We start from the raw sequence: 25,131 nt of genomic DNA, 5'->3' as shown, positions 1-25,131 counted from the left end.
ATGAGTACCTTTGTTACTCATTATCCAAACATTTTTTATGCTTGAATCCCTCATTACGTCAAAGACCCGATTACGTCTTTTGATCAAGTTTTTTGTGAATTCAAAAAACCATAGTCATTTGCGCGGTTTGGCTGACGAATTTGGTGAGTCAACCAACGCGATTCGAAAGGAGCTTAACAATCTGACAAAGGCTGGGATTTTGGTCAAGCATTCCGATAAAAATAAAATCGAATACCAAGCCAATATCAGGCATCCATTTTACACCAATATTCGGGACATCATCAGGAAATATCTAGGCTTAGATATGCTTTTGGAACAAATACTGGAAAGAATGGGTAAGGTGGAGCAGGTCATACTTACCGGTGATATAGCAAGAGGTAGCGACACGGGTACTATTGAGGTATTGGTTACTGGAGATAATTTAAATACAGAATATATCAACCATCTCATCACCCGAATTGAGGAATTAATTGAACGAAAAGTGATCTTTACCATGGCATCCGGACGAATTTCCACCGGGGGATTGATCCTTTTTGACCGAGAGGCAGGAATTTAATTTCTACTTCTATAAACTATATATTTTGCTAGGCACAATTTGTGACTGAAAGGGCGAAGCTGCAAGTTTTGCAAGAAATTACAGTAAAAGGTGTGATTTTAGCGGCGCAAAATGTGAATCAATAATTTTCGATAAAATAAAGTGAAAGACTCCAACATACGTTACTTCTCAAGGGTAGTATTTCTCTGGATTATTTTCTTTCTGTTTATAGGTTCAGTTTGGGCCCAGAATTTAAGTAATCTGTCTACGCTGAAGGTAGACAATCTCTCGGATGCTCAGATTGAGCAATTGATCAAACGAGCTGAGTCCAGTGGATTGACTCCATCCCAATTGGAAGGAATGGCTAGGGAACAGGGACTTTCCCCGATTGAAGCCAATAAATTAAGGCAAAGGATCATGGGTTTACAAAAAACCACTAATCCACAGAGCGCACAAAATACAACATCAGGAATCAGAGAATCAACAAGCCAAACGCAAAGTGACCTGTTTGATTCCTTGAGAAGGTCAGATCCCTATTACGATCTCACTCCCTTTCAGAAAAAGATTTTCGGGTATAAATTATTTCATAACCGGGATTTGGATTTTAATCCAAGCTTAAATATTCCTACACCGCAAGGGTATATTGTAGGGTCAGGAGATCAGCTCTTAATTGATGTTTACGGGGCTTCCCAAGAGTCTTTTGACCTCAATGTTTCTCCTGAAGGAAGGATATTGATCCCCAATGTTGGTTCTATCCAAGTCGGAGGAGCCTCAATAGAGGCAGCCACTTCTAGATTAAAATCCTCACTTGGACGCATTTATTCAGGGCTTTTAGGCTCAAATCCCAACACCTTCATACAGGTAAGATTGGGGAATATCCGTTCGATTAAAGTTTCGATGGTCGGAGAGCTTTCCCGGCCAGGAACTTATACTTTACCGTCATTCGCTTCGGTATTCAACGGACTTTTTGCCGCAGGCGGACCAAATGAAAATGGGTCTTTCAGGAATATTCAGGTTTACAGGGATAGCAGGCTTGTGGCCACTGTGGATATTTACGAATTTTTATCAAAAGGAAATTCTCAATCCAACATTACACTCCAGGATAATGATGTGGTGATAGTGCCTCCGGTTCAGGCAAGGGTAGAAGTAGTCGGGCCAGTGAGACGGGAGGGATTTTTTGAAGTAAAACCCGATGATACGCTTTCAGATTTGGAATTGTACACGGGAGGATTTACAAGTCAAGCTTTCAAAGACCGTCAGACGATCAGGAGAATTGAAAATAATGAACGAAAAGTCATTGATGTTTCCAGAGAGGATTTTAGCACTTTTAACCCAAAAGACGGGGATGAAATTCTGATCGGGGTGACTTTGGATCGGTTTGTAAACCGGGTTCAGATTTCCGGTGCCGTTATCAGGCCTGGAGAATATGCGCTTGAAAATGGGGTTTCTGTCAAGAATCTGATTGAAAGGGCGCAAGGACTCAAACCGGAGGCTTTTGTAAATAGAGCCACATTATACCGGACAAGCGAGGATTTGACTCTTGCCGCAATGCCATTGGATCTGAAAGGTATTATGGACGGAACTCAAGCAGATGTTCAGTTGAAAAATGAAGATTTACTGTTTATTCCAAGCCGGTATGATATTCAGGAGGAAACGTATGTGAAAATTTCCGGCGAGGTCAATATCCCCAGTACGTATCCCTATGCCTCCTCTATGACAGTAGGTGATTTGATCCTTCAGGCCGGAGGTTTGCTTCAATCTGCCTCAAATTCCTCAATAGAAATTGCACGCAGGGTAAGAGATGCAAGCTCAGGCAAGTTGGCTGAACTGTTCACGATTTCAATAAATCCGGATTTAAAGCTTTCTGAAGAAGAAAGCAGGTTGCCATTAATGCCATTTGATCATGTTTTCATCAGGAAAAGTCCGGGATTTGAGCGGGAAAAACTGATCAGGGTGGAAGGTGAAATAAATTATCCCGGGGAATTTGCAATTTCATCCGCGAATGAACGGATTTCAGACGTGATCAAGCGCGCAGGTGGACTTAATCAATTTGCATATCCAAAAGGTGCGAGTTTGGTGAGAAGGACTGTCTATTTCAAAGATGTAACCCCCGAAGAAATTCAGGAAAAAAATCTCAGAACAATCCGGGAAAAAGTGGATCCTGAGCGAAATCCCCAACTTAACCAGGCCGAATTGTTACTTTTTGAGCGTTTGGATGGCAAAATCAACGCCATTGAAGAAAAAAAGCTGATCGAGGAGCAAAGGAAAATCATGGAGAATCTTAACAAAAACTCAATTAGTGATTCCCTTTCAAGAGATTCCCTTTTTAACAAGGTTAGGTTTAAAAAACAGGACGTGATTGGAATTAATCTGGAGGAAATTTTGCGAAATCCAGGGACTGGTGAAGATTTGATTCTTCAGGAAGGGGATATTTTGAGGATACCTAAGGAGCTTCAGACCATTAGAATGGTTGGGGAAGTATTAATGCCGACTACTGCACGGTTTGTCAGAAACAACAATCTTAGAAATTACATTTCCCAAGCTGGAGGCTTTACTGAGGAGGCAAGAAAAAGTAAAACCTATGTTATCTACGCGAATGGGGATGCACGAAGAACCCATGCTTTGCTGATGTTTAAATTTTACCCTCAAATAGAACCCGGAGCGGAAATCGTAGTTCCGAAGAAACCGCAAAGAGAACGATTGTCTACTGCAGCATGGCTTGGAATTGCTTCGAGTTTGGCAACGCTTGGAATTCTGGTTCAGAGTCTGGTTAATAGTAATTAATAGTTTATGAAAATCGCAGTAATTGGAACAGGTTACGTTGGATTGGTATCAGGTGCATGTTTTGCAGATGTGGGAATTCAGGTAACCTGTGTGGATATTGACCAAAAGAAAATTGAGAAGCTCAAGAATGGCATCATGCCGATCTATGAGCCGGGTTTGGAAGAATTGGTGGTCAGAAACTACAGAAGCGGAAGGCTTAAATTCAGCACAGATTTAGGAGAAGCTATACAGGGTGCAGAAGTTGCGTTTATCGCTGTGGGTACACCTCCAGGAGAAGACGGATCTGCTGACTTAAAATATGTCCTGGCAGTTGCAGATGAAATCGGGAGAAAAATGACCGATTACATTGTCGTGGCTACCAAAAGCACTGTACCGGTGACTACAGGTGAAAAGGTAAGAGCCGCCATCAAGGCTGCCTTGGAAAAACGAGTCGCTGATCTTCCGTTTGCGGTGGCATCCAACCCTGAATTTTTGAAAGAGGGAGCGGCTGTGGAAGATTTTTTGAAACCTGATCGAATTGTAATCGGGGTTGATGATGAACGAGCCGAGCAGATCATGCAACGCTTATATAAGCCCTTCCAATTGAGTGGAGACCGGATTATTTACATGGATATTCCTTCTGCCGAGATGACCAAGTATGCCGCCAATGCTATGCTGGCGACCAAGATTTCTTTTATGAACGACATTGCCAACCTCTGTGAGAAAGTTGGAGCCGATGCCAACATGGTAAGAAAAGGTATTGGTTCCGATCCTCGTATCGGAACCAAATTCATTTATCCCGGAGTGGGCTATGGAGGATCGTGTTTTCCCAAAGATGTAAAAGCTATCATCAAAACGGCAAGGCAATATGGCTATGAACTAAAAGTACTCCAAGCTGTGGAGGATGTAAACGATGCCCAAAAGCATGTACTCGCCAATAAAGTAAAAGCATATTTTGGGGATGACTTGACTGGACTGACCTTTGCAATGTGGGGTTTGAGTTTCAAGCCAAATACGGATGATATGCGTGAAGCACCAGCAGGGGTAATTATCGATGAACTGAGAGCGGCAGGTGCAACTGTCAAAGCCTATGATCCGGTAGCAATGGAAGAAGCCAAAGCACATTACATATTTGACAAAGTAACCTATTGCAAGGATGCTTACGATGCATTGGTTGATGCGGATGCCCTATTATTAGTGACCGAATGGTCCGAATTCCGCATTCCAAGCTGGCAGGCAGTAGGTAAATTGCTGAAGAATAAGGTTGTATTTGACGGAAGGAATATTTATGACAAAAATTACCTGAAATCCTTGGGCTTCGAACATTACGGAATTGGATCCAAGTAAAGCAAACGTTTGTCCTCCATTTCATAGTGACATCTACTAAAAAGATATGGTGATAGCAGGAGCCGGAGGACACGGAATGGAAGTCTTTGAAGTATTGAAAAAGTTAAAATTCGGAAATTTCATTTTTTTCGATGAAAATCCTTCAAAATCCTCTCCTTATCCAGAAATCCCCTTGATCTCGGATCAGGAGAATCTGAGGGAGTTTCTAAATCGCGACCCCGATTTTGTATTGGGGGTAGGTAATCCTGAAGCAAGAGAAAAATTATTTACTTTTCTAAAAAGCAATGGAGGAACGTATAAAAACCTAGTCTCGGACAGTTCACACATAAGTTCAGATCTTATCTCAAATGGATTTGAAGCGATGAAGTTCAGTTATATTGGCCCTAAATGTAAATTTGGAACTGGAGTACTAATAAATACTAGAGCCAATGTACACCATGAATGTGAGATTGGATCATTTTCTGAAATAGGGCCAGGAGCCATACTTCTGGGCGCGGTAAAGGTTGGCGCAAAGTGCAGAATTGGAGCAGGAGCTGTGATACTTCCCGGCTTGAAAATAGGAGATAATGTGGTAGTAGGTGCCGGTGCGGTAGTCACAAAAGACATCGGGGAAAATCAAACTGTAATTGGAATCCCGGCAGTATCACTTCGAAAAACATAAGAATGGAATCGAATTCTAAAAGCAATTCGCAGGATCAAACTTTTAATTATCTGAAACTTGTCCAGTCAGTTTTTAAGGATAGGAAGAGTTTGTGGATTTTCTCAGTAGTTGGTTTGGTTTTGGGAATACTGATAGCCTTCACCACACCCAAGGAATATCAGTCATCCTCCTATATTTTACTTGAATCGGAAGGTGGAGGAAGTAGTCCTTTAGGTCAAATGGGTGCCTTGGCAGGTTTGGCGGGAATTAATATGTCCCAATTGCAATCGGGCCAAATGGCGCTCACCGCAGAAATTTTTCCGGATGTGATTCACAGCCGTGATTTTTTGAGAGAAATCTCTAAGGAAAAGTTCAGGTTTGAGTCAAAGGAAGGTCAAATTCAAAGTTTGGAAGAATACTATTACCAAGAGCAACCTTCCAATGTAGTCAAGAAGACGCTCAGTTTTGTGATCAATATTCCTGCAATGATTGTGGGATGGTTTGCCAGTCCTGACCCTCTTCCTGCTGATCTTGGCGAAGCTGTGGAAAAGCAGGAAGATTACCTCAATCTCACCGGTCAGGAATTGTTTGCTGTAGGTGAATTGAAAAAAAGGATTTTGATTGAGCAGAAGGGAAAAATGATCCGTCTGAATGTTTCCATGCCGGAGCCGGTGATTGCTGCTCAGGTTAACTCCATGGTTTTGGACCGTTTGATCGCCTATGTGACTGAATACAAAGTAGGAAGGCAAAAAAGAAACATGGAATTCATAGAGGAGAGAGTCATTGAAACAGAAAAAAAGTTTAATGAAGCCCAAATGAGATTGGCATCTTTTCGGGATTCCAATCAAGGTTTAATTTCCAGAAGGGTGAGTACCAAAGAGGAGCAACTTGAATTTGAGTTCAACATAGCCTTTAACATTTACAATTCGCTGAAGCAGGAGATGGAGCAGGCTGCCATTCAGCTCAAAAAAGAAACTCCGATTTTTACTGTTTTGGAAAAAGCCGCCATACCTTTGGGAGCTTCAAAACCCAATAAGCCTTTGATTCTTATTTTCTCGATTTTTTTGGGATTGTTTGTGGGAGTTTTGGTCAACCTTTATAAAGTTTTAATAGAAAATATCAAGTCGAATTAGTGATGGCATCCATTCAAATGGTAGATCTCCGTGCGCAGTACGAGCAGATTAAAGCAGAGGTTGATCAAGCAATCCAACAGGTATTAGACACCACTGCATTTATTAACGGTCCGGATGTTAAGGCCTTTTCGGCTGAACTTGCGGACTATACCGGAGCCAGATTTGTTATTCCCTGTGCCAATGGTACCGATGCGCTTCAAATAGCGATGATGGCCTTGGGTTTTCAGCCAGGGGATGAAATCATTGTGCCTACTTTTACCTATGTGGCTACTGTGGAAGTTATTGCACTTTTGGGGTTAAAGCCCAAATTTGTTGATGTCCTCCCCGATACCTATGAGTTGGACCCAAAGGCACTCGAGGAGTCCATGGGGCCCAGAGTGGTCGGGATCGTTCCTGTACACCTCTATGGACAGTGTTCCAATATGGAATTCATTTTGGATTTTGCCCGGAAAAATAACCTTAAAGTAATCGAGGATACTGCACAGGCGATAGGAGCTGTTTATACATTCTCTGATGGACGTAAAGCACAGGCTGGCACCATGGGCGATGTAGGGACAACCTCTTTCTTCCCCTCCAAAAATCTGGGTTGCTATGGAGACGGAGGAGCGATGTTTACCAATGATCCTGTCTTTGCTGAAACACTCAGAATGATCGCCAATCATGGTCAAAAAAAGAAATATTACCACGATTCAATTGGAGTTAACTCCCGATTGGACACCCTTCAGGCAGCCATATTGAGAGTAAAGCTCCGGCATTTGGATCGGTATTCGGCCTCCCGAAACGAAGTTGCGGATCGGTACGACAAAGCTTTTGTGAACCATCCCAATATTAAAACTCCCAAGCGGGCCGCCAATTCGACCCACGTGTTTCATCAATATACAGTTCAGGTGGAAGGTGCCTCAAGGGACGAATTGAAGGCTTATCTTCAGGAAAATGGAGTACCCACTATGGTTTATTATCCTGTCCCTTTACACAGACAAAATGCCTACTTGGAATATGGGTACAGCGAAGGGGATTTTCCAATTGCTGAATCGCTATGCAATAAGGTTCTGTCTTTACCGATTCACACTGAAATGAAAAGCGAACAACAAGATTTTATAATCAACACTATTAAGTTTTTTTTTACCAAATGAAGGAATATTACGCACATGAAACAGCCATCGTAGATGAAGGCTGCGAAATCGGAAAAGGAACCAAAATTTGGCACTTTTCGCACCTGATGCCCAACTGCAAGCTGGGAGAAAACTGTAACATCGGACAAAACGTGGTGATTTCTCCTGAAGTAGTGTTGGGTAATAATGTGAAAGTTCAAAACAACGTCTCCATTTATACAGGTGTTACTTGCGATGATGATGTGTTTTTAGGTCCTTCGATGGTTTTTACAAATGTGATAAACCCCAGAAGTGCTGTCAATCGCCGCGGACAATATTCCAAAACCCATGTCGGTAGAGGTGCTTCAATCGGAGCAAACTCGACAATTGTCTGTGGACATGACATTGGGGAGTTTGCTTTCATCGGTGCAGGTGCGGTGGTCACGAAGACAATTCCATCCTATGCATTGGTGGTAGGAAATCCGTCCAAACAGATTGGCTGGATGAGTGAGTATGGTCATAAATTGGTTTTTGGCACCGATGGCATTGCTATTTGCCCCGAGTCAAATGAAAAATATCAACTCAAAAACGGAGTTGTTTCAAAAATTAATTAAACGAGTTGTCACCCATCCAAAAACAGACTTTTTCAGATGGACTTGGCACCAATGAATTTCTAACAACAGTAAAATGAAAAATTTTGCATTAATAGGTGCAGCAGGATATATCGCTCCACGCCACATGAAAGCAATAAAAGATACTAAAAATCAACTTTTGGCTGCTTATGATAAGTTTGACAGCGTGGGAGTGATGGACAGCTACTTTCCTGATGCCGATTTTTTCACGGAGTTTGAGCGATTTGACAGGCATGTGGAAAAGCTGAAGCGAAGTGAGCAGAAAATTGACTATGTGAGCATTTGCTCGCCCAATTACCTGCACGATTCACACATTCGATTTGGTCTGAGAGTGGGTGCCAATGTGATCTGCGAAAAGCCGTTAGTGCTGAATCCCTGGAATATTGAAGCACTCAAAGAGGTTGAAAAAGAACATGGCACCCGGTTGTTTAATATTCTTCAATTGCGACTCCATCCCTCGATCATAGCCTTGAAAGAACGGATTGCCAATGGTCCAGCCGATAAAATTTACGACATAGATCTGGCCTATATTACCTCAAGGGGGCACTGGTATTATACTTCTTGGAAAGGAGATGTAACCAAGTCAGGAGGTATTGCTACCAACATTGGGGTTCATTTCTATGATATGCTTACCTGGGTTTTTGGAAAAGTAAAAACCAATGAAGTCCACATTCATACCCATGACCGCGCCGCGGGATACCTCGAACTGGAAAAGGCCAGAGTGAGATGGTTTCTGAGCATCAATGCAGATACACTGCCCGAATCGGTAAAAGCCCGTGGAGGAAGGACCTTCCGATCACTGTCCATGGAAGGGGAAGAGATTGAATTCAGTGATGGGTTTACAGAACTTCATACCCACAGCTATCAGCACATCCTTGATGGAAATGGCTTCGGTCTGGATGAAGCGATGAATAGCATTCAGTTGGTACATGACATCCGACACATGAAGCCTTTAGGCCTCAAAGGCAATTATCATCCTCTCGCCGCTGGTGAGTTGGCAAAGCATCCATTTGAAAATTAATCTGAATAGAATATGGAATTGAAAGATTCAAAAATCCTTGTGATCGGTGGTGCCGGATTTATCGGCAGTTTTGTTGTTTCCGAGCTGTTGAAAGAAGCCGTGGCTGAGGTGGTTGTATATGATAATTTTGCCAGAGGTAAAAAAGATTATTTGCAAGAACAGCTCAAAGACCCAAGATGTACCATTTTTCCCATTGGAGGAGATGTCCGAGAAATCGACATCTTAAATGCTGCCATGAAGGGCAAAGACTATGTAATATGTCTGGCAGCGATGTGGTTGTTGCATTGCAAAGACTATCCAAGGACTGCCTTTGAAGTGAATATTGCAGGAACATTCAATGTACTTGAGGCATGCGTGGCAAACAATATCAAAAAGCTGATTTGGTCATCTTCTGCTTCTGTGTATGGTGATGCTGTTGAACTTCCAATGACTGAAAGCCATCCCTTTAACAATAAAAACTTCTATGGCGCAACAAAAATTGCAGGAGAAGCTATGGCTGCTGCTTTTCATGACCGATATGGACTAGAAGTAATTGGTCTGAGATATATGAATGTCTACGGCCCGCATCAAGACCAAACCGCAGCGTACACAGGTGTGGTTCCGATCATGCTCAATAAGATCGAAGCCAATGAACCGCCCACCATCAATGGGGACGGTAGTCAAGCCTATGATTTTATCTACGTAGAGGATGTCGCCAGATGCAATGTTCAAGCTTTGAAAAGCAACACGAAATTTGGCATGTACAATGTAGGTACGGAAGTCCAAACCTCCATTCGTGAGCTATGCAATCTAATTTTGGAATTGAAAAATTCTAATTTGGAAGTGATATATAAGCCTTATTCTGCTGATGATGCCAGAGCATTGGTTCAAAACAGAATTGGTTCCAGAAAGAAAGCAGAGGAAGAATTGGGTTTCCTTTACCACTACGGCTTGAGAGAAGGATTACTCAAACTGATTGAATGGAGGATTACCACAGGAGTGGATAGAGGCTGATTAATTAATAAACAGATAATTCAGAACTGATGAATTTAACAGAAAAGCGAAATATACCCATTTCGCTACCTATGACTGGAATTGAAGAGTGGGAGGCCACTAAAGAGCCTCTGATGAGTGGTTGGATAACCAGTGGTCCAAAGGTGCGTGAATTTGAAAAAATCTTTGCAGAACGTCATCAGGTTAAACATGCCTTAGCAGTGACCAGCGCGACTACTGCCCTGCATTTGGCTTTGGTCGCATTGGGGATTGGTCCGGGAGATGAGGTAATTGTTCCTGCATTCACATGGGTTTCTACCGCCAACGTTGTCCTCTATTGCGGAGCTAAAGTTGTCTTTGCAGATGTGGATCCAGTGACTTTTAATATTGATCCGGTCGATCTCAAAAAAAGAATTACATCCAAAACCAAAGCGATTATTCCTGTCCATTTGTTCGGCTTATGTGCTGATATGGATGAGATTAAGAAAATTGCAGGGGCTATTCCTTTGGTCGAAGATGGAGCCTGTGCAGCGGGAGCAGGATATAAAGGAGTTCCTGCGGGTGCTTTAGGCACGATCGGATGTTTTTCTTTTCATCCCAGAAAATCAATCACGACCGGTGAAGGAGGGATGATCACTACCAATGATGACAGATTGGCGGATCTGATGGGAATGCTAAGAAATCACGGTGCTTCCATTTCTGAGGAGCAGCGCCACCATGGTCCACGTCCCTATATCCTACCAGATTTTAATCTGATGGGCTTCAATTATCGAATGACAGACTTGCAGGGGGCTGTGGGTGTAGTTCAATTGAAAAAATTAGACCAATATATTGATGAGCGCGAAATCTGGGCTGCTTATTACAAAAAAGAATTGGCGTCAGTTGAGTGGCTGCGCACACCAAGCTTTGGAAAAGATTACAAACATGGCTGGCAATCCTTTGCCTGCTTTGTAGATGAAAGTAAAGCTCCTTTTTCCAGAAATGAAATCATGGAAAAATTGCAGGAGATGGGAATCTCCACGCGTCCCGGAACCCATGCCGTTCATATGCTGAATTTCTATAAAGAAACATACCAAATCAAAGCGTCTGATTTTCCTGGTGCCCAAGCTGCCAACGATTATTCCATGGCCATTCCTTTACACAATCGAATGAGCAGTGAGGATTTTGAATATGTGGTTGCGGCAATAAAGGCCCTCTAAATTTATGTGCGGAATAGTAGGGGTCTATAATCTAAATGGAGAGCCATTTGGGCTGAGTGCCTTAAAGAAAATGTCAGATGCCATAGCCCACCGAGGACCGGACGGAGATGGTTATTTTACTGAAAATTCCATTGCCTTGGCACATCGTCGCTTGGCAATTTTGGATACTTCACCCAGAGGTGCCCAACCCATGACCTCGAAAGACGGTAATTGGGTAGTGGTGTTTAACGGGTGTATTTATAATTTCCTCCAACTTAAGCAGGAATTGAGGGCCAAAGGGCATGAATTTGTCTCTACTACTGACACCGAAGTTTTGGTGGAAGGTTTGGCTGCTTATGGTCCTTCTTTTTTTGAAAGACTGGATGGTATGTTTGCTGTAGGGGCATGGAATAAAGCCGAACAGGCCTTATATCTTTCCCGTGATCGCTATGGCGTTAAACCTCTCTATTATTGGTTTACAGGAAGAACGTTGGTATTTGCCTCTGAAATAAAAGCCATAATTGCTCATCCCTCCTTTTCGACAAAACTAAATCCTGAGGCACTGAATGAGTATTTCACCTTTCAGAATATGTTCAGCTTTCGGACGCTTTTTGCGGGAGTAAATATGCTACCGCCTGCCAATACAGTCAAAATTGATGCGCATACCGAGTCCATTAAACATCACTCTTGGTGGGATTATGACTTTACCAAAACTGATCCAAGTTTAAGCTTTGAGGATGCTATTTCTACAACTGAAAAGTTGTTCAAACAGGCTGTTTCCCGTCAAATGATAGCCGATGTGCCTGTAGGATCATATTTATCGGGGGGAATGGATTCAGGTTCGATCACTGCCCAGGCTTCCAAACACGTAAAGCGGCTTACCACATTTACCTGTGGGTTTGACATGAGTGAAGTCACGGGTGTGGAAGCAAATTATGACGAAAGGAGAGATGCGGAGTTAATGGCAAATTATTTCAAAACCGAACATTATGAGCAGGTTTTGAATGCCGGAGACATTCGATGGTCTTTGCCAAGGGTGGTTTATCACCTTGAGGACTTAAGGGTGGGAATGTCCTATCCCAACTATTACATATCTCGATTGGCCTCCAAGTTTGTCAAAGTCTGTCTTCAAGGGACTGGTGGAGATGAACTTTTCGGTGGATATCCGTGGAGGTATTACCGAATTTTTAAATCGGTAAGTCAACGGGAGTTTTTCGACCTCTACTATGAGTTTTGGCAAAGATTAGTTCCTGATCAACAGCGGGAGGAGCTATTCGTTCCCGAAATCCGAAAGCAAGTTGACTTTTCCGATCCCAAAAGAATCTTTGAGCGGGTTTTTACTTTTAATGATAAGCTCCAATATAATACCCCGGAGGATCATATCAACAACTCATTGTATTTCGAAGCAAAGACCTTCCTTCCCGGTCTTCTGTTGGTGGGAGATAAGCTGAGTATGGCCAATGGTTTGGAGGAGCGCTTCCCGTTTTTGGATAATGAATTGGTCAATTTTGCCCAAAAGATTCCCGTAAACTTTAAGCTGGGAAATCTTGAGCAGATGCTCACAATCAATGAGAATGACTTTAGAAAGCGCAGCAAATCCTATCAGGAATTTGATGACGGTAAAAATGTCCTGAGAAAGGCCATGCTAAATTTCATGCCCGAAAAAATTATCAACCGTAAAAAACAGGGATTTTCTGCCCCTGATGAAAGTTGGTACCGTGGGGAAAATGCGGCCTACATCAAAGAACTCTTACTGGATAAAAAGACTGTTTCCTCGGAGTTTATCAACCAAGAATACATACGTAAAATAGTGCATGAGCATATTGATCAGCATATCAACCACCGATTGCTGATTTGGAGTTTTATGAATTTCGAATGGTGGTGCAGGATTTTCCTCAACAATGAGAAAATTGAATGAATCGTAAGGAAAAACTGAGTAATACACCCCAAGAATTGGACTTACTCAAGAAATTGGAGACACTCAAGGGTGAATTGGATCAGATGTTCAAGTCAGATTTAAACCGGTCACTTCCCTTTAATGAGTTATTGTTTGATCGCTGGGAGAGAGCAAAAAAACTCGGATTTGGCGAAGGTTCATCAATTTATGATTCCGCATATGTTTTCGGTAATGTGCAGGTGGGAGAAAGAACTTGGATTGGACCTTTTACCATAATTGATGGAAGCGGACGTTTAGCTATTGGATCGAATTGCAGTATTTCAGCAGGAGTTCAAATTTACTCCCATGACACCGTACGATGGGCAGTCAGTGGGGGAGTAGAACCTTATGAATATGCTCCGGTATCAATTGGTAATAATTGTTATTTGGGACCCAATGTGGTTATCTCTTCGGGTGTATCTCTTGGAGATGGGTGTATCGTGGGTGCAAATAGCTTTGTGAACAAAAGCTTCCCTCCTGGAAGTAAAATCGCCGGAAATCCTGCAAAAGAACTAATAACATGATGAATTTCGCTGAATGAAACTCCTCAAAAAGTTGGTTACCTCGATAGTAACCTTTTTTTGGATCCCCCTTTATTTTATAGTGGCAACCTGTTGGGCAGCTACAATCGGGTTGAGGAAAAGAAGACAAAAACCTGCTTTGGTATGGGGTTCCACGCCTATAATAAATAATAGCTATTGGGCCCGAGCCATGAAAAGCAGCGGGTTTATTTCCGAAACTTATACCACTGATTTTTACTCAAGTATCAATAAGCGGGAAGACTGGGACAGATTGTTGTCAGAAGAATTTTCATGGGCTTTGCATCCGATGAAGCCCTATTTGGGTTTTCTCTCAGGTTTGTGGAGCTATGATTTATTCTTTTTGTCCTTTGATGGATTTTTTCTAGGGAATACCCCATTTCAATTTTTCCAGAGCTTTTGGTTTCGTTTGGCAGGTAAAAAGGTTGTGGTGATGCCCTATGGTTCTGATTCTTATGTTTATCGAAATATCAGATCAACAGGATTGATTCATGGTTTGATGATGTCCTATCCAAAAGCAGCTTTAAAACAAGACACGATTCAAAAACAAGTTTCCTATTGGTCTAAAAATGCGGATGTTCTTTTTAGCGGAATTATGGGGCCAGATGGCTTTGGAAGGTGGGATGTATTGGCACCTACCATTCTTTACATCGATTTGGACCAATGGAAACCCTCCAACCGCAAGAGTAATGCAGATGGGGTAAATGGTTCAGTTCGAATCGTTCACGCCCCAAATCACAGAGGATTCAAAGGTTCAGAGTTTATACTCGATTCCATTAAAAAATTGCAAGCAGAAGGATTGAAAATTGAATTAATTCTGCTTGAAAAGCTTCAAAACTCCAGAGTAAAAGAAATTCTGAATGAGGAAGCGGATATTTTGGTTGAGCAGCTTATTGCTACCGGTCATGGGATGAACGGATTGGAAGGGCTAGCCTCTGGAATTCCGGTTATTTCCAATATGGAGGATGAATCCTACATTCTCCCGCTTAGAAGATGGTCCTATTTTGAAGAATGCCCTATAGTATCCGGTACCCCTGAAAACCTTGTAGATGTACTGAGAAAATTGATCACTCATCCACAATTGAGAAATCAACTCGGGGATGCGGGAAGGAATTATGTGGAGAAATATCATGGTCTGGATAGTGCCAGATTTGTATTCGGGGAGATTATAGAATTCCTTCAGGGAAATCGGGAATCACTGATCAATCTTTTTCATCCTCTCCTCGGGGAGTATCCCAACAGGAGTCCAAAGATTGTCCATCCCTTAGTTAAAAACAGAATCGTAGATTGAATGTAATCAGGCAATTAGCCAAAGATTCTGCAATCTATGGTGGTGCTGATTTGATTTCCAAGATCATCAGCTTTTTCACTTTTCCATTTATTGCCAAAGCTCTTTCACCTGAATCGTTCGGTTTTCTTGAATTGATCCTCACTTCTTCGGCTTTACTCGGAGTGATTGCAAATTTCGGGCTTAACAACGCTGTTCAACGCTTTTATTGGGACACGGATGTCACTGAAAACAGGAGGAAAGAGATTGTATCCTCGGGTTTGGTGACACTTTTTTTTACTGTCACAAGTGTTTTAATTATCACTTTTATCGGAGTGATGTCTACAAAAGTTTTTTGGAAAATAGAAGTGATTCCTTTTTCCAATTTTGGCCTGACAGCGGCATTGCTTCTGATGGGCGGAACACAATGGACTCAGTTTATCCTGGATGTGATCCGACTTCAATTTTCTCCCTGGAAGTTTTTGATCATTTCAATGACTTCGAGAGTACTTTCCGCCTTGGCAGGACTTTATATGGTCGTATCCTTGGCTTTGGGTATTGACGGTTTGCTGGGTGCCCAAGCTATTGTTGTTCTCTTGGTTTTGCCTATGGCTCTGAATTTTATTCGGAAAGATTTTTCGATCGGGAAGGTTTCCAAGAAATGGTCGAAGGAGTTAATTGAGTTCGGCTATCCCTTTATTTTTTCCTCCTTGGCGTACTGGATTTTCTCCTCCCAGGACCGTTGGATGCTTGCTTCCATAACAACGGTGGAAGAGGTTGGCATCTATTCCGTATCATTCCGATTTGCATCCGTCATTTTGTTTGTATCAGCAGCATTTGGTCAGGCATGGAGTCCGGTGGCAATAAAAATCCGTACCGACAATCCGGAGAAATACCGAAAAATCTATGGTGATGTGCTCATACTTTTGGTTTTTTCCATAGCGGCACTTGCAGGTGGGCTTGCCTTGTTTTCCGGTGAAATCATCCATTTCATCATGGGTAATGATTATTTGAAGAGTGCTTTACCGATGGCAATTTTGGGATTTGCAATTGTTTTTCAGGCATCGCAACAAATTACCGGTATCGGGATCTCCCTTGAAAAGAAAACCAAATTGTTTGCACACCTCTCCTGGATTACTGCCGGGGTTAATTTTGGATTCAATTGGTTTTTAATTCCCATTTTCGGAGCATTGGGAGCAGCTATAGCGACAGCTTTATCTTACCTTTTTCTTTCCCTTGGGTATTTTTTCTTCACTCAGCGGTATCATCCCATTCATATTTCCTACAATCGGCTGATGGTCTTGATTTCTTTGATGGGGATTGTACTTGTTCTTTCTTTTTTAATGCAAAATGCTTCGATAGAGTGGAAATCAATAGTATTGAAACTTGGAATTCTTGCCAGTTTTGTGGGATTTGGATGGTTTTTATTGCCTATTAAGAATTTTAAAAATGTCTAAAAAAACAAGTGTTTTAGTCACAGGTGCCAATGGACTTCTCGGACGGGAAGTTTGTAATTTATTGATTCAAACTGGACATCAAGTTTTTGGAATAGTCCATTCTCTTCCCAAAATACCTCTCGAAGAAATGAATTATATTCCGATAGACCTTGAGACAAATTGGTCTTTGGAAATTCTTCCTGAAAAAGTAGAGGTGATAATCCATTTGGCACAATCTGCCCATTTCAGGGATTTCCCTGCAAAAGCACTGAGTGTGTTTCAAGTCAATATAGCCTCCACTGCAAAATTGCTCGACTATGGCGTAAAAGTTGGATTAAAATCATTCATATACGCTTCTTCGGGTGGAGTTTATGGAAATGGGGAGCATGCATTTCACGAAAATTCCGCAATTGTTCCTCCTGGACAATTGGGATATTATTTGGGAAGTAAACTTTCCGGTGAGGTATTGTCTCAAAGTTATTCTTCGGTTTTTCAGGTCAGCGTACTCAGGTATTTTTTCATTTATGGTCCAAATCAAAAGAAAGGGATGTTAATCCCCCGTCTGATGGACAGCATAGTTAGTCAAAAACCAATTTTATTACAGGGAGAAAAGGGCATCCGAATTAACCCGATTCATGTAGAAGATGCTGCGGCGGCCACAGTTGCTTCATTTGCAAAGCACAAAAGCGCTACCTATAATATTTCAGGTCAGGACACACTTTCAATCAAAGAGATCGCTGACCGCATGGGGGAATTTCTCGGGATTCAGCCCGTTTACCAATTTGTTGAAGGGGAAGCGAGGGATCTAATCGGAGATAACTCAGCCATGAAAAAAGACCTGCACTTTCCGGAGAAAAGGCTTTTCGACAATTTGAAGCAAATAAAGGACTTGGTCGAAAACCAGGATAACTGAGCGTTTTTTTTAAATCTTAGCAATGAAAGTACTTCACCTGCCGACAACTGTTGGAGGAAACCCGCAAGGCATCAGCAAACATCTACGCATCTTGGGAGTAGATAGTCAGACTTGGGCTTTAAGGCAGAACTATTTGGGTTATCCAGTAGATAAAGTTATTTGGAAGGATTCGGATAATTTTTTCCAACGGGAATGGAAAAGACTAAAAGCATTGGCCTACGTTTTTCAAGATTGGGATGCTATTCACTTTAATTTTGGAACCACCCTATTTATCCAGGAACCTTACATTCCCACTTCATCTCTGGCCCGAAATCTGTTTAGAAAATTCTATGCGGGATATTTGGATCTAATGCAAGGCATTGAACTTCGTGTGTTGAAATGGCGTAAAATTCCACTGTTTGTTCAATACCAAGGTGATGATGCGAGGCAGGGAGATTTTTGCCTGAGAAACTTCAAAATAACAGCAGCAACTCAAGTGGGTTCAGAGTATTATAACGAAAGAACTGACTCCCAAAAAAGAATACAAATCGAACGTATGGCTCGATTTTGTTTTAAAGTATATGGACTAAATCCGGATTTGCTATATGTACTACCTTTAGGCGCTGAGTTTTTACCTTACTCACACATTTCATTTGAAGAATGGAAACCTCATTATACGCAACTGCAGAATCGACCACTTCGGATTGGACATGCTCCAAGTAATAGAAAAGGAAAAGGAACTGATTTTGTAATTGCAGCTTTAGAGGAGCTCAAATCCGAAGGATATCAATTTGAATTTGTACTTATCGAGGGAGTATCCAACGCTGAAGCAAAATTAATTTATCAGGATATTGATGTATTGGTAGATCAACTGTTTTTTGGATGGTATGGAGGATTGGCAGTGGAAGCCATGGCCTTGGGTAAGCCTGTCTTGGTTTACCTAAGGGAGGAAGATCTTTACTACATTCCAAACAAAATGAAAGAAGAACTTCCTTTCATAAATGTTCATTCTGAGAGTATCAAAGCAGGACTTAAATCCGTCCTAGAACTACCGAGACAGGATTTGTTTGAATTGGCTAAAAAAAGCAGGGACTTTGTCCTCAAATGGCATGATCCTATTGCCATTGCAAATCGTTTAGTGGAGGATTATAAATTGGGTAAACTAGAAAAAGAAAAGTAAATGTGCGGAATAGCAGGAATTCTTTCTGAAAACCCGAATCTGATCAGCAAGGAAAGGCTCAAGAAAATGACTGATTCAATCATCCACCGAGGTCCGGATGGCTCAGGTCATTGGATAAGTGATGACGGCAGAATTGGTTTTGGTCACAGAAGATTATCAATACTGGACTTAACTGAGTCAGGTGCCCAACCGATGCATTACTTGGATCGATATACACTCACTTTCAACGGAGAGATCTATAACTACCTTGAAATCAAAGCCGAGTTGGTTAAAAAGGGCTATAAATTCAGAAGCAATTCTGACACAGAGGTCCTTTTAGCTTTGTATGATTTAAAAAGAGAAGACTGTCTTCAGGACTTGGATGGAATGTTTGCATTTGCGCTATATGACAACCAAACAGGTGAGGTCTTTTGCGCTCGAGATCGATTTGGAGAAAAGCCCTTTTTCTTTACTCAATTTCAGGAGGCTTTTTACTTTGCCTCGGAAATGAAAGAGTTTTGGGCAGTGGGAGTTGCAAAAAATCCTGACCCCGAAATGATTTTCAATTACCTGCATTTTGATCTTTTGGATAATCATTCGGATCTGGGGCAGACTTTTTTTAAAGGAGTAAGAAAACTAGCCCCTGGAAATTACATGATCTGGAAAGAGGGTAAGATTTCCATCAAAAAGTACTGGGAAATCAATCCTCAATCTCAAAAAAGCACGGTTAGCTTGAACGGGGCCAAAGAGCGTTTTAGAGAACTCTTTATTGAATCGGTCGATCGACGACTACGATCTGATGTCTTGGTGGGCTCAAGTCTGTCCGGAGGTATTGATAGCTCCCTGGTAGTCTGTGTGATGGATCATTTGCTAAGGGATCATCCCGAATCCATTCAAAACACATTTTCTGCAAGATTTAAGAATTTTCATAAAGACGAGGGATACTTCATACAAAAAGTAAGGGAAAATACGCGAATCACTTCACACGAGGTGTACAGCGAAATGGACGATTTGGAAGGAGTATTTGACAAGATTTGTTACCACCAAGAAGAGCCTTTTGGCTCGGCCAGCATCTTAGTCCAATACCAAGTATATGAGTTGGCAAAAAAGAAAGGAGTAACGGTACTCTTGGACGGTCAGGGTGCCGATGAGATTTTGGCAGGATACCATCCCTATTTCACCACTTTTTTCAATGAAATTCGGAAGCGTTCCGGGAATCAATTCGAGAAAGAATTTTCTGCCTATGCGCAGCTCCATGAGGAAAATACCATCAATGCGAAAATTCCCAAGCCTGGATTTAAGCAAGCAATTGCTGCTAATTTTCCAACTTTAGTCAATAAAGTAGGAAGGAAAGTGTTGAATACTAAGATGAAAAATTCAACATTGATGGCAGATGACTTCTTCTCCGCTTTTCGGAAGTTTTCGCATAACGACTTCAACTTTGACTTGGGTCATTTGAATAGCCATTTATATTTCTCGACTTTTGAAATAGGATTACCCACGCTATTGAGATATGCTGACAGAAATTCCATGGCACACAGCAGAGAAGTAAGACTTCCATTCCTGTCCCATGAATTGGTGGAATTTGTCTTCAGTCTTCCTTCCGATTTGAAAATCAAGGATGGTTGGACCAAATATTTGATGCGGGCTTCTTTCGAGGATTTACTTCCGGAGGAAATCGCATGGAGGAAGGATAAAATAGGTTTTGAACCACCTCAAAAGTCCTGGATGGATAATCCCAGTACTCAGGATAAAATTAAGGCATCCAGAGAAATTTTGAGCAAGGAAGGAATTTTGAAAAAAGGGGCGGAGAATTTACCCATTCAGTCGCAGGTGGCTCACAACAAAGGGGATGGTAGCTGGAATCATTTAATGGTAGCTAATCTTTTCTGATATTGAAAAAGCGGGTCCTCATCTTATCTTTTTCCCGAATGCATTCTGATCCAAGAGTGCTTAGACAGATTTCTTTTTTTGAAAGACATGGATTTGAAATTGTGCTTAGTGGCCTTGAATACACCGGAGAAAAGTCTTTTTACCCACTCACCAAAGCAAAATCTCCCTTCTTCCGAGCCTTGAAATTAGGAATCATGGTAGCAAGATTGGCTCGAATTCGCGTGAAAGAATTTTTACGGCATAGCAGCCTGAAGGATTTGAGTTTGTTGCAGCCAACTTTTAATCTGATTTTGGCAAATGATGCCGAAACTTGGCCCTTAGCCGTGGCTTTAAGAAAATCTCATCCTCAGGCCAAAGTGATATTCGATGCGCATGAGCAATATGCCAAAGAATTTAGCGAGATGTTGCTCTGGAAATGGTTTCATAAACGATTTGTGAATTTTGTTTGTAAAAAATACATTCCCATGGCGGATAAGTTTATAACCGTTTGTGATGGGATCGCCCAAGATTATGCAAGAGATTATGGCGTCGAGGCTCACCTGATACTTAATACCCCGGACTATGAACCTAACTTGGAGCCAAGTATTGAGAAGGATAGAATTCAAATTGTTCATCATGGGATAGCCAACCGGAGCAGGAAAATTGAGAAAATGATCCGCCTTATGGACCATTTGGATGATCGTTTTGAATTGAAATTGATGCTAATACCCTCAGATCCTGTTTATTTTCTAGAATTAAAAGAATTGGCGAAGGGAAGACGAATTGAGTTTCTGGCCCCGGTTCCTACTCAAGAAATTTCTTCATTTATCAATCGCTTCGATATCGGTCTCTTCATTTTGGAGCCTGTCAATTTTAATTATGCGAATGCACTTCCCAATAAATTTTTTGAGTTTATCCAGGCCCGCCTGGCAATTGCTATTGGCCCTTCTCCGGAGATGAGTAAAATAGTCCTGGAAGAGCAAAATGGGATAGTAGCTCATTCATTTGATGAAAAAGAATTGGGTGAGGCTTTGAATGCTACCTCCTTGGAAGAGATTAGAGAAATGAAAAAAATCTCTCACCAAATCGCAGGGAAATATTCCAACCATCAAAACGAAAAAGTTATGGAAAGCTTACTTCAGGACTTAGGCCTATTGAATGCAGAGCCTTCTTTGGAATCGATTAATTTATCGAATTGAAAAAAATTCTTTTAGTTTCTTTTTATTTTTCCCCTTGTACACTCACACCTGCACAAAGGCTAACCTACTGGGCACAGAATTTTTACAAATTCGGATTTTACCCTATCGTTGTAACGCGTATATGGACAAAAGACCTGAAAACTCATCAGGACACCAAAGTGCCTATAGGTGATAAAGTAATAATCGAAAAATTCCCTAATTACGAAGTTCATTATCTCCCTTTCAAACCGGGAATTCTTGATCAAGCTTATAGACGATTTGGTGAAGGTGTTTTTCGTCCTCTATTTTTGATCACGAAACTAGTGGACGTTCTTTTAGCTCAGTTCACCCTTATTTTTACTTCTTTTTCTATTTTTTCACCATACCTGCAAAAGTTGGTTATGCAAGAAAAGCCGGAAAAACTTCTTATTTCAGGCGAACCGTTTTACCTGTTTCGATTAGGATATATGCTGAATAAAAAGCTGGGTATATCTTGGATTGCCGATTATAGAGACGACTGGAGCACTAATGAACTTCAGATGGAAAAAAGCGGTGGTGCTGTTAGAAAATGGATTGCCAATATTGAGTCCGCTTATGAACGAAAATGGGTCGGAACAGCAAATTCGGTAATTTCGGTTTCCGCCCACTATACAAAAAGAATCTGTGATTTTTTAAATAAGCCCGGAATTACAGTACAAAATGGCTTTGAAGAAAGCCTTTTGGATTTGCCGGAACTGCCACTTTACGATCAGTTTACGGTGATGTACAGTGGCGTACTTTATCCATCACAGGATATTAGGCTTATTTTAGATGTTCTAGAGATGTGTCATAGAGAAGGAAGGCCATTTCGTCTGATTTTTTTGGGAGCTGGATTTGATGTCAAGGAGAAAAAAAGAATTGAATCTTTGGTTCCAAATCACCTTAAATCTTTCGTAGAAGTGACAGATCGGTTTCCAAGGTCTGAAGCTATCGCAATGCTACAAAAAGCCCATGTTTTATTGGGTATAGCGTATGGCAATATGAAGGGAATCCCATCCTCCAAACTGTATGAATATCTGGCAATTGGAAAACCGGTATTACTATGTCCAACCGATGATGATGTAATGGAAAGGATATTAAAGGATGTGAATCTAGGATACTTTGTGAAGTCTCCTGAAATAGGTTTTTTAATATTAAAAACTTTACAGGAATCCTATGAAAATCCAAAGTTCTCAGAAGAGTTGAGAACTAATTCCAGATTGAATATCCTTAAATACAGTAGACATAATCAGATGAAAAAGTTGGTTGAGCAATTCAATTAAAATGATGTTGAGTCCGTTTCGAGATTTTTCATTAATAAATAAAAGAATAGATAGCATCCTGATATTTTTTATTTGTTTCGGTCTGCTATGTTCAGGTCTTGGAATAGATAAAGTATTTTTATTCGGGTTTATTTTATTTTCTTTATTTTTTAAGTATAATCAAATTCAGTTTGATATTAGAAAAGCAATTTTCATTTCTTTGGTTATTTCGTATATTTTTATGATAAGCGTTTTTAATGGTTCTTTTAAGCCAATTGTATTTTATCCCTTTTTTGGGCTCATTTTTATTGAGGCCTTTCAAAGTACTAGAGATAACATTAGAGTTTTTAAAAAAATGTTATTTATTTATATTCTGATTTCACTTTTTTTTGGCATAGCTTCCTATTTTTTTGGTGGAAATATATTTGTCACTACTTTAGCAGAAAAAGGACTTCCATTTATTAAGCCTATTCTTGGACTGACTACCACTGTTCAAACCTTTGGCACCTTATGTGTTTTATGGTTGTTGATAAATTTTGAATCAGAAGATAAAAAAATTTCCTATAAATTTTTTTTAGTTGCCTTTGCTTTATTGATGACCTTCAATAGGATATCTTATATATTGTTTTTTGTAGTTTTATCTCTGTATAGTAGGTTTTTCTTACTTTCCTTTTTCTTAAGTTTTATTATAATTTATATTTTGTTTTTCGAACTTATCAATTCCTTTATTTTTAACGCTTCGACATTGACCTCAAGATCAGAGTTATTACAAGGATTTTATATTTCTTTCTGGAACGATAATTCTTTCCTCGGTTATCTTTTTGGAAAAGCTGATAATTTTTATTCACCAGATGTTATGAGGCTTGTAAAGTGGGATCATAGAGCTGATATAGAGAATATTTATGCCATGCTGCTTCATACATATGGATTTTTAGGCTTGTTTTTTTATTTGGCCTTATGTTCATCTTTTGTTTTAAATTTGGCCATTTCGGGGTATGTTAAATTCTCCCTAATTACGCTTTTTTATTTATTCTTTACTCAGTTTTTTACTCAAGAATTCGTGACAAATAATTTTTACCTATATATTGCAGTTATACTATCGCTAATAACATATAAAAATGAGAGTAGTAATAATTAATTCAACTACTGATCTCTACGGTGCCAATCGAATTTTGTCACAGTCAATTTTTGGATTCCCGAGTTCTTGTGAAATTGAAATATGGTTGCCAAATCTCGATGGCCCTCTTCTTGATTTACTTAGGGAAACTCACCCGAATATAAAAATCAGATCTTTTGAAAATATTCCCATTATTCAAAGAAAAATGTTTACTCCACAAGGAGTATTTTTTCTTTTATCCTTAATTTTTAAATTTTATAAGATCCTGAAATATGAAAATAAGAAGGAAAAGATCAATTTGTTGTACGTGAATACTCTTTCTAATTTTTTTATATTACCGATTTCTTGGTTTTTAAAAATTCATACACTTGTTCATGTTCATGAAATTTTGGAAAGTCCTCGATTAATTGGAGGACTTTTCTCAAGATATGCGGTTTTTTTTTCTGATCGTATTTTGTGCGTCTCTAATGCTGTGGTTAAAGGCTTGAAAAAGTGGAGTTCTCCAAAATTTGATTACAAAATTTCTTGTATTTATAATGGTATTCCAGATCTATATAATCCTGAAATAAATAAAGCACCTAATGAGACAAGTATTTATTTAACCTTAATCGCAAGAATTAAACCAGAGAAAGGTATTTGGTTTTTTTTGGAGGCACTTAAAGAAATGGAGCATAAAAATTTGGTTTTAGCAAGAATTATTGGTGGCCCAGCTCCATTTGGAGATTCTTATGTTTCAAAGTTGAAAGATGATATTAAAGATTTCCCATTGTCCATAGAATATATTCCTTTCTTAAAGGATATTTCTTGGTATTTGAATCAAACGGATGTTTTGGTCGTTCCATCCCTTATGAAAGATCCCTTTCCGACCACTGTTTTAGAAGGAATGGCCTGTGGAAAAGCAGTTATTGCTTCAGATACTGGTGGCGCAGCCGAAGCCATCAGTCATTTCCATACTGGTATTTTAATTTCAAGTTCTGATATTAAGTCCTTTGCTTCCTATCTAGATCAATTAGTCATTGATCATTCGTTTAGGCAAAATTTAGGGCATGAAGCGAGAATTTCATTTTTAAAGAATTTTACTGAAGTTATTTTTCGAAAAAATCTTAATGAATATTTCTCAAAAATTCTTTCTAATTAGACTAG

At 40.4% G+C, this 25,131-nt stretch carries 21 protein-coding genes; all 21 read left to right on the top strand.

The genetic code is table 11. The annotated features are described in order from the left end of the window. Positions 1-37 precede the first annotated feature (37 nt). The gene (locus BLQ81_RS11410; protein ID WP_092730086.1) at positions 38-556 is read left to right on the top strand and encodes a transcriptional regulator; all 519 of its coding nucleotides are present in this window, start codon (positions 38-40) and stop codon (positions 554-556) included. 141 nt (positions 557-697) lie between these two features. Further along, the gene (locus BLQ81_RS11405) at positions 698-3,319 is read left to right on the top strand and encodes a polysaccharide biosynthesis/export family protein (RefSeq protein WP_245693244.1); all 2,622 of its coding nucleotides are present in this window, start codon (positions 698-700) and stop codon (positions 3,317-3,319) included. Between the two features lie 6 nt (positions 3,320-3,325). Beyond that, positions 3,326-4,645, top strand: a complete 1,320-nt coding sequence (locus tag BLQ81_RS11400) for a UDP-glucose dehydrogenase family protein (protein WP_092730085.1) — start codon at positions 3,326-3,328, stop codon at positions 4,643-4,645. Between the two features lie 46 nt (positions 4,646-4,691). Beyond that, positions 4,692-5,306, top strand: a complete 615-nt coding sequence (locus tag BLQ81_RS11395) for a NeuD/PglB/VioB family sugar acetyltransferase (RefSeq protein ID WP_092730084.1) — start codon at positions 4,692-4,694, stop codon at positions 5,304-5,306. A gap of 2 nt (positions 5,307-5,308) precedes the next feature. Beyond that, positions 5,309-6,418: a Wzz/FepE/Etk N-terminal domain-containing protein gene (locus BLQ81_RS11390; protein ID WP_092730083.1), complete on the top strand. Its 1,110-nt coding sequence runs from the start codon at positions 5,309-5,311 to the stop codon at positions 6,416-6,418. Between the two features lie 2 nt (positions 6,419-6,420). Then, entirely contained in the window at positions 6,421-7,551 is a 1,131-nt protein-coding gene (locus BLQ81_RS11385) for a DegT/DnrJ/EryC1/StrS family aminotransferase (protein ID WP_092730082.1), read from the top strand. Next, entirely contained in the window at positions 7,548-8,123 is a 576-nt protein-coding gene (locus tag BLQ81_RS11380; protein ID WP_092730081.1) for an acyltransferase, read from the top strand. Before BLQ81_RS11385 ends, BLQ81_RS11380 begins: the two co-directional genes overlap by 4 nt. Before the next feature lie 73 nt (positions 8,124-8,196). Continuing rightward, a complete protein-coding gene (locus BLQ81_RS11375; RefSeq protein ID WP_092730080.1) occupies positions 8,197-9,162 on the top strand; it encodes a Gfo/Idh/MocA family protein in 966 nt (321 codons plus the stop codon). Positions 9,163-9,174: 12 nt separating this feature from the next. Next, on the top strand, positions 9,175-10,155 hold the full coding sequence (locus BLQ81_RS11370; protein WP_092730079.1) for an NAD-dependent epimerase/dehydratase family protein: 981 nt from the start codon (positions 9,175-9,177) through the stop codon (positions 10,153-10,155). A 29-nt stretch (positions 10,156-10,184) separates the two neighbouring features. Further along, entirely contained in the window at positions 10,185-11,333 is a 1,149-nt protein-coding gene (locus BLQ81_RS11365) for a DegT/DnrJ/EryC1/StrS family aminotransferase (protein ID WP_092730078.1), read from the top strand. 4 nt (positions 11,334-11,337) lie between these two features. Next, on the top strand, positions 11,338-13,230 hold the full coding sequence (asnB, locus tag BLQ81_RS11360; protein WP_092730077.1) for an asparagine synthase (glutamine-hydrolyzing): 1,893 nt from the start codon (positions 11,338-11,340) through the stop codon (positions 13,228-13,230). Beyond that, positions 13,227-13,772, top strand: coding sequence for an acyltransferase (locus BLQ81_RS11355; RefSeq protein ID WP_217636662.1), 546 nt, complete (start codon positions 13,227-13,229; stop codon positions 13,770-13,772). The genes asnB (BLQ81_RS11360) and BLQ81_RS11355 overlap by 4 nt, the downstream gene beginning before the upstream one ends. A 13-nt stretch (positions 13,773-13,785) precedes the next feature. Next, entirely contained in the window at positions 13,786-15,078 is a 1,293-nt protein-coding gene (locus BLQ81_RS11350) for a glycosyltransferase family protein (RefSeq protein ID WP_092730076.1), read from the top strand. Continuing rightward, positions 15,075-16,511 carry a flippase gene (locus BLQ81_RS11345; RefSeq protein WP_092730075.1) on the top strand — a complete coding sequence of 479 codons (1,437 nt, stop codon included), beginning with the start codon at positions 15,075-15,077 and terminating at the stop codon, positions 16,509-16,511. Before BLQ81_RS11350 ends, BLQ81_RS11345 begins: the two co-directional genes overlap by 4 nt. Continuing rightward, positions 16,504-17,403, top strand: a complete 900-nt coding sequence (locus tag BLQ81_RS11340) for an NAD-dependent epimerase/dehydratase family protein (RefSeq protein WP_092730074.1) — start codon at positions 16,504-16,506, stop codon at positions 17,401-17,403. Before BLQ81_RS11345 ends, BLQ81_RS11340 begins: the two co-directional genes overlap by 8 nt. A 22-nt stretch (positions 17,404-17,425) precedes the next feature. Next, on the top strand, positions 17,426-18,562 hold the full coding sequence (locus tag BLQ81_RS11335; protein ID WP_092730073.1) for a glycosyltransferase family protein: 1,137 nt from the start codon (positions 17,426-17,428) through the stop codon (positions 18,560-18,562). Beyond that, positions 18,563-20,434 carry an asparagine synthase (glutamine-hydrolyzing) gene (asnB, locus tag BLQ81_RS11330; protein WP_092730072.1) on the top strand — a complete coding sequence of 624 codons (1,872 nt, stop codon included), beginning with the start codon at positions 18,563-18,565 and terminating at the stop codon, positions 20,432-20,434. A gap of 2 nt (positions 20,435-20,436) precedes the next feature. After that, positions 20,437-21,612, top strand: a complete 1,176-nt coding sequence (locus BLQ81_RS11325) for a glycosyltransferase family protein (RefSeq protein WP_092730071.1) — start codon at positions 20,437-20,439, stop codon at positions 21,610-21,612. 380 nt (positions 21,613-21,992) lie between these two features. After that, entirely contained in the window at positions 21,993-22,892 is a 900-nt protein-coding gene (locus tag BLQ81_RS11320; RefSeq protein WP_245693243.1) for a glycosyltransferase, read from the top strand. Between the two features lies 1 nt (position 22,893). After that, the gene (locus BLQ81_RS11315; RefSeq protein ID WP_092730069.1) at positions 22,894-24,009 is read left to right on the top strand and encodes a hypothetical protein; all 1,116 of its coding nucleotides are present in this window, start codon (positions 22,894-22,896) and stop codon (positions 24,007-24,009) included. Further along, on the top strand, positions 23,990-25,126 hold the full coding sequence (locus BLQ81_RS11310; protein WP_092730068.1) for a glycosyltransferase family 4 protein: 1,137 nt from the start codon (positions 23,990-23,992) through the stop codon (positions 25,124-25,126). Before BLQ81_RS11315 ends, BLQ81_RS11310 begins: the two co-directional genes overlap by 20 nt. Positions 25,127-25,131: the final 5 nt, after the last annotated feature.

Source organism: Algoriphagus alkaliphilus, from assembly GCF_900103735.1.
Classification (GTDB): domain Bacteria; phylum Bacteroidota; class Bacteroidia; order Cytophagales; family Cyclobacteriaceae; genus Algoriphagus; species Algoriphagus alkaliphilus.
This window is presented reverse-complemented; position numbering and strand designations above follow the sequence as displayed.